The sequence below is a fragment of the Streptococcus sp. F2 genome, from assembly GCF_056500955.1.
Genome location: NZ_JBWKAI010000042.1, coordinates 1 through 9,778, shown reverse-complemented (window position 1 = coordinate 9,778; position 9,778 = coordinate 1). Strand labels below are relative to the sequence as shown.

Annotated in this window: 10 protein-coding genes; 2 read left to right on the top strand and 8 right to left on the bottom strand. The window is 40.6% G+C overall.

Features of this window, described 5'->3' with window-relative positions; all coding sequences use genetic code 11:
* Positions 1–148: 148 nt before the first annotated feature.
* The 4 genes from ACYTR8_RS09660 to ACYTR8_RS09645 form a co-directional block, all read right to left on the bottom strand.
* A complete protein-coding gene (locus ACYTR8_RS09660; protein ID WP_003059177.1) occupies positions 149–682 on the bottom strand; it encodes an isoprenylcysteine carboxyl methyltransferase family protein in 534 nt (177 codons plus the stop codon).
* Between the two features lie 135 nt (positions 683–817).
* Positions 818–1,657, bottom strand: a complete 840-nt coding sequence (locus ACYTR8_RS09655; RefSeq protein ID WP_111717949.1) for an aldo/keto reductase — start codon at positions 1,655–1,657, stop codon at positions 818–820.
* A 106-nt stretch (positions 1,658–1,763) separates the two neighbouring features.
* On the bottom strand, positions 1,764–2,915 hold the full coding sequence (gene nagA / locus ACYTR8_RS09650) for an N-acetylglucosamine-6-phosphate deacetylase (protein ID WP_269760156.1): 1,152 nt from the start codon (positions 2,913–2,915) through the stop codon (positions 1,764–1,766).
* A gap of 116 nt (positions 2,916–3,031) precedes the next feature.
* Positions 3,032–4,663, bottom strand: a complete 1,632-nt coding sequence (locus tag ACYTR8_RS09645; RefSeq protein WP_479642076.1) for a Na/Pi cotransporter family protein — start codon at positions 4,661–4,663, stop codon at positions 3,032–3,034.
* Between the two features lie 266 nt (positions 4,664–4,929).
* On the opposite strand from ACYTR8_RS09645, the gene ACYTR8_RS09640 reads away from it, so the two are divergent.
* Positions 4,930–5,622, top strand: a complete 693-nt coding sequence (locus ACYTR8_RS09640) for a GA-like domain-containing protein (RefSeq protein ID WP_479642077.1) — start codon at positions 4,930–4,932, stop codon at positions 5,620–5,622.
* A gap of 179 nt (positions 5,623–5,801) precedes the next feature.
* On the opposite strand, the gene ACYTR8_RS09635 is transcribed toward ACYTR8_RS09640, so the two are convergent.
* A complete protein-coding gene (locus ACYTR8_RS09635; protein ID WP_111717389.1) occupies positions 5,802–6,644 on the bottom strand; it encodes a DegV family protein in 843 nt (280 codons plus the stop codon).
* Between the two features lie 301 nt (positions 6,645–6,945).
* Here ACYTR8_RS09635 and ACYTR8_RS09630 point away from each other — a divergent pair, with 301 nt between their 5' ends.
* On the top strand, positions 6,946–7,503 hold the full coding sequence (locus ACYTR8_RS09630) for a TetR/AcrR family transcriptional regulator (protein WP_003054132.1): 558 nt from the start codon (positions 6,946–6,948) through the stop codon (positions 7,501–7,503).
* Between the two features lie 134 nt (positions 7,504–7,637).
* Here ACYTR8_RS09630 and ACYTR8_RS09625 read toward each other — a convergent pair whose 3' ends face one another.
* The 3 genes from ACYTR8_RS09625 to ACYTR8_RS09615 form a co-directional block, all read right to left on the bottom strand.
* Positions 7,638–8,465 (bottom strand): Cof-type HAD-IIB family hydrolase, encoded by an 828-nt coding sequence (locus ACYTR8_RS09625; protein ID WP_222819263.1) that lies wholly within the window; start codon positions 8,463–8,465, stop codon positions 7,638–7,640.
* 1 nt (position 8,466) lies between these two features.
* The gene (locus tag ACYTR8_RS09620) at positions 8,467–9,084 is read right to left on the bottom strand and encodes a trimeric intracellular cation channel family protein (protein ID WP_003054137.1); all 618 of its coding nucleotides are present in this window, start codon (positions 9,082–9,084) and stop codon (positions 8,467–8,469) included.
* A 193-nt stretch (positions 9,085–9,277) separates the two neighbouring features.
* Positions 9,278–9,778: tagatose 1,6-diphosphate aldolase (locus ACYTR8_RS09615; RefSeq protein WP_479650928.1), on the bottom strand; the 501-nt coding region annotated here is incomplete at its 5' end.

The window sequence follows — 9,778 nt, the reverse complement described above, 5'->3', positions numbered from 1 at the left end:
CAATCATCAATAGCAATAATAAAATCAATCATCGTAGTCACCTCATCTATAGTGTACTACTTTGATTGATTTTGTCATTATGAATCTAGTTTTCTGAAAACAAAAGTTTCTTCATGCGTTTGGCGTGTAGCATTCAGCGCTTAGGGTCTTAAGCTTTGGTCCGAGTGCCGTTTGGAATAATCACTTCCGCCAACAACTTATTTTCTTCACGAATACGGAGGTAAATCACAATCATATAGCATGGGAAAAGCAACATAGCTGTAATCTGCGCGTGGCAAAGCAAAGCAATCCCCACAAGCTCTGGAGCGATATTCAAGAAATAGTTAGGATGCTTAACTGTCTTGAATAACCAGTGGTCAACATATTTATGGTCTTTGGCCAACATTAACTTAACAGTCCAGATGTCACCTAAGATACGTGTCACTTCATACAAAACAGCTATTGAAAACAGCATGAGTAAGAGACCTAACAAACTGATGCCATCAAACTTAATTTGTTTAAGAAGGGCTTCTGTCACTGCAAAGACGTAAATCATGATATGAAGTAAGGTCAAGAATTTTGTGTTTTGGACACCAAACTCTTGTCCTCCCTTGGCTAAAATGGCTTTTTCGTTTTTAATAGATTTTTTTAAAAATACTAATCGAATAGTAAACATCGCTAACATCACTAAAAAGATGATCACAATAGAACTCCTTATGTTTCAATTTATCGTTTTTTTCACAAAACACTAATAAAGATTATAACTAAATGACAAACACTTGTCAAACCGTTTTCAAAAAAAGATTCAACCCGCTTAGGTTAAATCTTTAGTGTTAGACTAAAAGTTAGTCGTATCAGGATTTGGGACCTCGGACATTCCTGATAGATGACGAATGCTATCTTTATCTTCCTGTGTCAAGCTCACATCAAAAATAGCCATATTTTCCTTGATGCGATCTTCATGAACGGATTTAGGGAGGGGAATAAACCCTTCCGATAGAGACCAGGCTAAGGCAATTTGTGCCACCGTTTTATCATATTTATCAGCTAACTCCTGCATGGTCTTATTATCAAAAATTTCCCCTTGTCCCAGTGGACTCCAAGCTTCTAGTAAAATTCCTTTCTGCTTACAGTAGTTAACCACTTCTTCTTGGAAACATCCTGGTGCCAAACGAATTTGGTTCACAGCAGGACTTATGGTAGCAGTCTTACTAAGTGCTTCGAGATGATGCACCATAAAATTACTGACACCGATTGAGCGAACTAAGCCTTCTGCAACAGCTTCTTCCATATAAGCCCACGCTTGAGCATTTGCATCTTGCCAAGAATCACGTAGGTCTTTTGGATTTGGCCAATGGATGAGATAGAGATCCACATAGTCCAGACCAAGGCGATCAAGAGAGGCAGTCAAGGCTTCTTTAGCCCCTTCATAACTATGCGCATCATTCCAGAGTTTAGTTGTAACAAATAACTCTTCCCGAGGAATCCCTGAATCTTTAATGGCTCTTCCGACACTTTCTTCGTTTTTATAGATAGCTGCTGTATCGATATGACGATAGCCAGCTTTAATAGCTGCTAAGGTAGATTGATAAGCTTCTTCGCCATTAGCAGCCTGGTAAGTTCCAAATCCTAAAACCGGAATATCATAGCCACTAGTCATTTTTACTGTTGTTACCATCATAAGCTCCTCCTTTAATAATGGTTTCTGTAAGCGATTACCACAACTTATTCTAACATATACAGAGGAAAAGTAAAAAGGATTGGCATTCCAATCCTTTCTTAGTTTATGAGGCATCAAAAACCTTTCGACCATCTAGATAGGTAGCTACAAGCTCCAAATTCTGATCAAGAACAATAAAGTCTGCTGCATGACCGGCTTTGATTTGACCACATACGTCGTCAATACCAACAGAAAGAGCCGGCACATAAGTCGCCATGTGAATAGCTTCTGCTGGACTAGCAATTCCCCAAGCCACTACATTTTTAAGGCTATCTTTTAATTTCAAAATGGACCCTGCCAAATTACCACTCTCCTTGAGACGGGCAGTACCATTCTGGACAATTACAGGAAATTCTCCTAACATATAATCGCCATCAGCAGAACCACCTGCTCGCATACAGTCAGTAATCATAGCCACATGATCATGCCCTTTTTGTTGCATTAAAATATCACAAGCAACAGGTGAGACATGGTGTCCATCACAAATCAACTCTGCATAGGTGTTAGGCAAATTATAGACGGCACCAACCATTCCTGGCTCACGGTGGGTCAATCCTCGCATACCATTATAGGCATGAACCCAAACGCTAGCACCTGCTTGGACAGCTTCTTTAGCCTCTTGATAGGTTCCATTTGAGTGTCCTAAAGCTACTGTGACACCTTGTTTGGTCACTGTGGAGACAAATTCTGCGACACCATCACGTTCGGGAGCAAGGGCAATTTTTTTGATGAGGCCTTTAGCAGCCTTTTGCCAAGCGTTAAATTCATCCAACTGTGGGTTTTTCATATAACTTGGATTTTGAGCGCCCTTATATTCTTCGGTAAAATAAGGACCTTCAAAGTAAATGCCCTGAATCTTAGCCCCTTTAACTTGATCAGCGACTGACGCAACAGTTGCTGAGACCTTCTCTAATTGCTCAAAGGTAGAGGTCAAGGTTGTTGGTAAGAAGGATGTTACCCCTGTTGACAGCAACCCTTCACTCATTTTATGGATACCTTCTGCAGAATTATCCATGACATCAGCACCTGCGTAACCATGGATATGTGTATCCACAAGGCCTGGTGCAATCTGATAACCTGTGTAATCAATGATTTGGGCATCTGTTGGAGCCGTTTCTGTCCACTCCCCAAAAACATCATTCTCAAGGCTTAAATAGCCTGCTGGTTTCACCTCTGTTGGGTAATAAAAACAATCCGCTTTTAGATAGCTTGTCATCTTTTTTCCTCCCTTTTTCCTTATTATACGCCTTATTCCACACTTTGTAAATGGTATATACCACTTACCACCCTAAAAAAGAAAACCTGATTGGTCATTCAGGTTTTCCATGGTTGCTAGAGTTGATGTGAAAGTACTTTCTCAGCCAAATTTAAAGCATGGTCAGTAATTCGCGTGTAGTGGGAAATAATATCAATAAAGTTAATCCCAGCTTGGGCCGTACACTCTCCACGATTAAGGCGTTCAATGTGTGTTTTACGCAAACGACGCTCTTTCTCCTCAATTTCCTTGTGGCGGATGACAATCATCTGCGCCAGATTTCTATCACTATCTACGATAGCTCGTATAGCATCCAAGGTCAAGCAATGCGTCAAACGATACATGTCCGTTAATTCGTTGCGAGCTGCTTCTGAAAAGCCAATATGCTTTGTGGTAATCCCTTCAATTAAGGTTGCCAATGATTCAGAATGGTCTCCAATTCTTTCCAAGTCACGGGAAGAATCAAGAATACCCGCCAGAACTTCATTTTCACTCGGGCTGAGGGCTTCGTTAGAAATATCAACCAAATAGGTGGTTAGCTCCTCATCAATGGTATTGACTGCTTTCTCGTAACGTCTCACTTTTTCACCGAATTTATCATCTGCTGTCATGATATAGCTGTAGGAAGCCTCAAAAGCCTGAATAGCGTAAGAAGCTAGATGAATCAGTTCTTTATGAGCATTTCCTAAGGCGATCGATGGGGCTTGGGTGATGAGCAAACGGTCAAGGTATAGCGCCTCGTATTTCACCACCTCATCTTCTCCCGGAATAAGTTTCGTTACTAACATCGCCAAAAGACCAATAAAGGGAATCAGTAAGATGGTGTTAGTGATATTAAAAGAACCGTGTGAAAAAGCAATCGTCATTTCTGGTGTCAGTTTCAATTCTGTTTGCAACCGTAGCATTAAAGAAGTGAATGGAAGCAAGAAAATCATGAAAATAATGGTTCCAATCAAGTTAAACAAGACATGGGCTGCAGCTACACGCTTAGCCGCAATATTGGACCCAATAGCAGCTAATACTGCTGTGATACAAGTACCAATATTTGACCCTAGTAAGATTGGGATGGCTCCTTGCAGGGTCAATAACCCACCTGAAAACAAACCTTGTAAAATCCCAATAATAGCAGCAGATGACTGAATCACCATCGTCAAAACTGATCCGATAAAAACACCTTGGAAAGGTTTATCGCCCAGTGTGGCTAAATAAGTTTGGAAGCTAGACACTGACTTCAAAGGATCCATAGCATCTCCCATAAGATTAAGAGAAAAGAAAATCCCTCCTACCCCGAAGATAATGCGTCCTAAATTATTAAGTCTCTTATTCGAGGTAAAGAAAAGGCAGGCTGCCCCAATAAAAATCATTGGTAAGGCGTAGTCTCCTAATTTAAAACCAATTAAAAAAGAGGTGACCGTAGTCCCAATGTTGGCTCCCATAACAATTCCAATAGCTTGGCGTAAATTTAATAAACCAGCTGAAACCAAACCAACCGTAATCACAGTAACACCTGAACTGGACTGAATCAAGGCAGACATGGCAATCCCAACCAGAATACCAAAAAAGGGATTGCTTGTGTACTTATCAATATAGTACCTGAGTTTATCTCCCGCTGCTTGCTGAAGACCATCTCCCATGTACTTGATACTGAATAGAAAGAGACCTAGGCCTCCAAAGAAATGAAATGCAATGTCTTGCCAATTTACTGACACAATATTGTCCTCGCTCAAATTTTTAGTCTCTTCTATTTTAATGCATTCCTCTCTTTATCACAAGGTTTTTTTAATTCTTAGGATTTAAGAACACCACTGATTAAGAGGTTTAAGTTAAGCAGATTCGTCGTTCGATAACTTTTCTAAAAAGGCTTATCTTCAAATCCTTTCTAAAGACAGCAAGGACTGACTTAGCAACCTTTTCATTTTTCTCTATTAACGGTATAATAAGGCTATGTTGAATTGAGCCAGTCAAAGGAGAAATCATGCAAAAATCTAAAAAAGAAGCCTTGTATCTGCTGTTAAGCATTTTTACTATTACTCTCATGGGAGGACTTTACCTCGTTTTTGGCAGCACTTCTAAAATGCCAACACCTCTCAGACGGCAAGAACAAGCTGTAGACTTGACAAAGCAAGCTGACTTAGCGGTCCAGGACGCTGAAAAATTGGGAACTATAGCTGCCACTAATAAAGCCCAGCATGCCATCGACCGTTTAAAAGCATCCTCCAAAAAACAAGGATTACAAGACCGTGTAGAAGCCGTCAAAGCAACTTTAGAACAAGAAGAAGCAGCCACTCGCGCCGTGAAATCTGCTGAAGATGCTCCAAGCCCAGCACTCAAAGATTTGGCTCAAAAAGCTGTCAATGAATTGAACAATTTTGGAAAAAAAGCTGCCCTACAGGCAAGGCTTGACGCCATTGTGCTAGCTAAACCAGTTCCTGAAGAAACCCCTAGACAAGTAATAGATGACAACAATACTTCCACTTGGATTCCTGATCCAGAACCAAGTCAACCTCACACGACTGTTCCTCAGCCGTCTAGTCCCCAAACTAATCCGGAACCATCAACTCCAAGTCCAGCTCCAGAACCAAGTCAACCTGAACCAAGCCCCCCGTCAACACCTTCTCTTCCTACACCACCAATTGATTCAGGTGAGACCCATTCTAAAGAGTATTAGAGAGCTTTCTTAGTATCCTTAGAGCTTCGCTAAGCGAACAAGGCCAAGGTTAATCGTCAGCGACCATAAGGTCGCAGTCATCTTTTGTAATGTTTTGCTTGACTCATAGACTTTCTCTCAAAAAATGTAAAAGAAAAAGGCTAGCCCAAATCTATTTGGGCTAGCCTTTTGTGATAGTCTTATATTTCATATCCCATTAGGATACCTTCATCTTCGGCGTAAAAACTACACAGTCCTGATGTTCTCCCTGTTTGGATAACAGCATCTGGATAAATAGCTTTAATTTTCTCGCTAATTTGTTCACAAATTTTTGGGTTATTAGCATGAGCAATATAGACTTTGCCACCTTTGTAACCTGCTTTTTGAATTTCTTCTACTAAAGCAGAGACTGCTTTTTTCTGACCACGTGCTTTCTGCAACAACTCAAGTGTTCCTTCTTGGCTTGCTTGACCGACCATTCGAATGTTAAGGAGTCCAACAACTTTTCCAACCAATTTATTAAGACGGCCATTTTTCACCAAGTTATCAACTTTGGCAAGGACAAAAATCAATCGTGTTTTTTCTTGATAGGCAGTAATTTGTTCAACCACTTCTTCAAAAGAGAGTCCTAGGTTAATCAAACGCTCTAATTCTAAAACGATCAAATCAACTTCTCCACTAGCTGATAAGGAATCAATCACGTGAATATTAGCATTCGGATAATCTTCAAGAAGATCATTTTTAGCCAGACGAGCGCTGTTATGACTACCTGACAAAGTTCCTGTAATAGTGACAGCAATCACATTATCAACACCCTTATATGCCTGTAAGAAGGCATCTGGGCTTGGACAACTTGATGTAGCAGCCTTTGAAGATTGGTACATCGTTGCCATCATATTATCAATATCTAAACCATCGTCATCTCTAAAGATTTCGGTGCCAATTTGCAGTGTTAAGGGTACACGTTCAAACTGAAGCTCTTTAGATTGGCTTTCTAAACTCCTAAGGTCGCAGCCCGAATCTGTTACAATTTTCCAAGTCATCTGTTATTTCCTCTTTTCCTCTAAGTCATTCTATTGTCATTCTAAAAGTAAACTATCATCTTTTTGCCATTACGCTGCGATGACGCTTTATCAGTTTACCCTCAGGCTATTATTATCGAGCTTAGTTTTTAGGAATCTAAAAAGAGCCCCCCTTAAAAAGAACCCTTCCGAGTTCTTAAAAGACCTCTCACTAGCTAACTTTAGTTGACAAACTAAGCCATTTCCCATAAAATTATATCATTATTAAGTATGCTTTCGCTACTAATAACGTATCAGACGTAACACTTGAAAGGTATTTGTGATGACCGACAAAGCAATCTCAAAACGATCGCTTCAAAACTTAACTCAATTTAATCAGGAAGCACGCCAGGTGGCACGTGAATCAATGGAAATCGCCTTGCTGACTCTTTTAGAAAAGAAACCATTAGGAGACATTACAATTTCAGAATTGGTGACTAAAGCAGGGGTTTCTCGTAACGCTTTCTATCGCAATTATAACTCAAAAGAAGCCATCTTAGAGCATCTCTTAACAACCATGATTCGCCGTATTTTTCACGGGCTCAAACAATTTGATGTTAAAACGCAAGCCTATCAAGCTTGGCTCTATCTCTTTAACGAAGCAAAAAAAGAAGCACAGCTACTTAAACTAGTATTTAAACATCATTTACATCACCTGTTAACCCAATTAGTAACTAAGCGCCTCAAGGCCTATCAAAAATGGAAAGATAAAAAACAATCTCACTATAAGCGACTATTTTGGAGCAATGCCATTGTCTCTGTCCTATCTAATTGGATTTCAGATGATATGGTGGTTCCAGCAGAAGAAATGGCAGCTATGGGACTTCCACTACTAACCTAAAAATGAACAAGAACCTTTTCCATCCTACGGAAATGCTCTTGTTCATTTTTTTAGGTTTTGCCCGTTCATTAGTAACAGCTCTTCTCAAATAGGGGCTAACTTCAACTTCTATTATCCCTTCAACACGATTAGTCTTATGACTCTTTGTTAGGTAGCAACACAAATTGATGAATTGCTTGGGCAACACCTGCCTCATCGTTGGTAACAGTCACCTGATCAGCTAATTGCTTAATAGCCTCTGAAGCATTGCCCATGGCAACCCCTAATCCAGCATAGTTAAGCATTTCAATATCATTAGGGGCATCGCCAATCGCCATAACTTGATCAGCACTTAGACCTAAATCCTCTACCAATTCCCTTAAAGCAGATGCCTTGCTGACGCCCTTAGGAAGAATTTCCAAGATATTATCTTGACTACGCACCACATGATAGCTTTGACGAAGGTGATCACTTGCTGCTAACTCAAAAGCATCCAGCGCAGCTTTTTCCCCTAAATACATGGCTTGAAAAATCACCTGATGGGATTGAGATAACTGCTCTAAAGAGACTGCTTGCACGGTTGCAAAGACCAAATCTCCATCTGCCTGAACAAGATCCGGCACTTCTGGTTCAAGGACTAAATAATCTTGTTCACCTGTTAAGGTTAAGTAAACTCCAGGAAAGGATTTACTAACCTGCTCTAAGGCCTCAATATCAGAGTAGTTAAGTGACTTAGAATGGCGTAGTTGCCAGTCTGGACTACTGTAAGTACTGCACCCATTGTTAAGGATGAGAAATTCTTCCTCAATCAACCCCAACTGATCAAAATAGGGCCTTGTTCCCGATTGAGGGCGACCTGTACAGACGACAATCTTCACTCCAGTATTAGCAGCTTCTTGAATCATCTTAATATTGTCTTCTGGGATTTCTTTTTGCTCATTTAGCAATGTACCATCTAAATCAATAGCAATCAGTTGAATCATCTTATAGTTCCTCTTTCCATTTGATTTTAGGCAGGTTCCATTTTCTACGATGGCCAATCAACCGTAAAGTCGTTAATAATACAACTAAAGCATAGCATTCTAGCGTCGTATCGGCTAATCTAAAATGGAGAATCAAGGCTGCAAAAATAGACCAACCGGCATAAATTTCGCTACGTAATACACTCGGTTTACGGCCTGCCAGAATATCTCTGACAACACCTCCACCTGCACCAGTCAAAACTGCGGCGACAATGACAGCACTTAGCGGCTGATTGAGGCGTACCGCATGCAAAGCACCTTGCACACTAAAAGCCGCTAAACCAATAGCATCTGTGAGAACTGCCGCTCTAACCCACCCTCTTGCAACAAGCTTGGGGAATAACATGATGAGCACGATAGCTAAAAAAGCACAGGTAAATTCTGGCTTTTGACCCCAGAGCGCCTCAATCGGTAGCCCAATCAAGGTATTTCGAATGGCTCCGCCCCCAAAGGCTGTGACAAAACCTAAAATAAAAATCCCTAGAATATCAAACTCTTCTTCCATGGCAACAATAGCACCTGAAAGAGCAAAAGCGATGGTTCCAATGATATTTAAAATTTCCCACATGTCGATTGTCATACGTCACCTATTGTCAGTTAATCTTCTCCTAGTTTACCACGTTTTCCTTTAAAAAATAAGTGAAAATAGTAAAAAGTGAAGACAAAAAAGCAAGGATAAAACTCATTTTCATCCTTGCTGTAAGAGGTTCAATTGAATAGCCCATACTTATCTTACCGCATCAATGATAGCTGTTTGATCAGTTAAGGTTGTTTTAGATTTTTTCTGTCCAAGGAGTAGCTGTTGCTTCCAACACCTTGTTCAACTCGTCAATATTTTGGAAACCTTCAGTACGGAGCCAGTTCCTAGCTGCCTCCTCGCTCTCTCTAATATAAACCGGAACAGCTCCTGCCCAAGTAGCACGTCCACAAAGCACCCCACTAAATTTAGCACCTGCTGCTGCCGCAAAACGCAAAGTTTCTTGGAAGAGTTGGGCAGATACACCGGCACTCAAATAAATATAAGGCAAATGGCTAGCGGCTTCTTGATCTCGAAAGGCCTGAGCAGCCTCTTCTTGACTGTAAAGCACTTCACCTTTAGCAAAACCGTCCACATAGGCCATGTTAACCGGCACTTCAACTTTAAGAACGTCAATGCCAAACCGGTCATCAGAGAAAACAGTCATTGCTCCGTTGACCTTATGAGGCTTCACCTTTGCAAAAGCTGTGCTGCTATTGTCTGCAATGGTTTCGTCATAGCTCAGTATTTCAAGGAA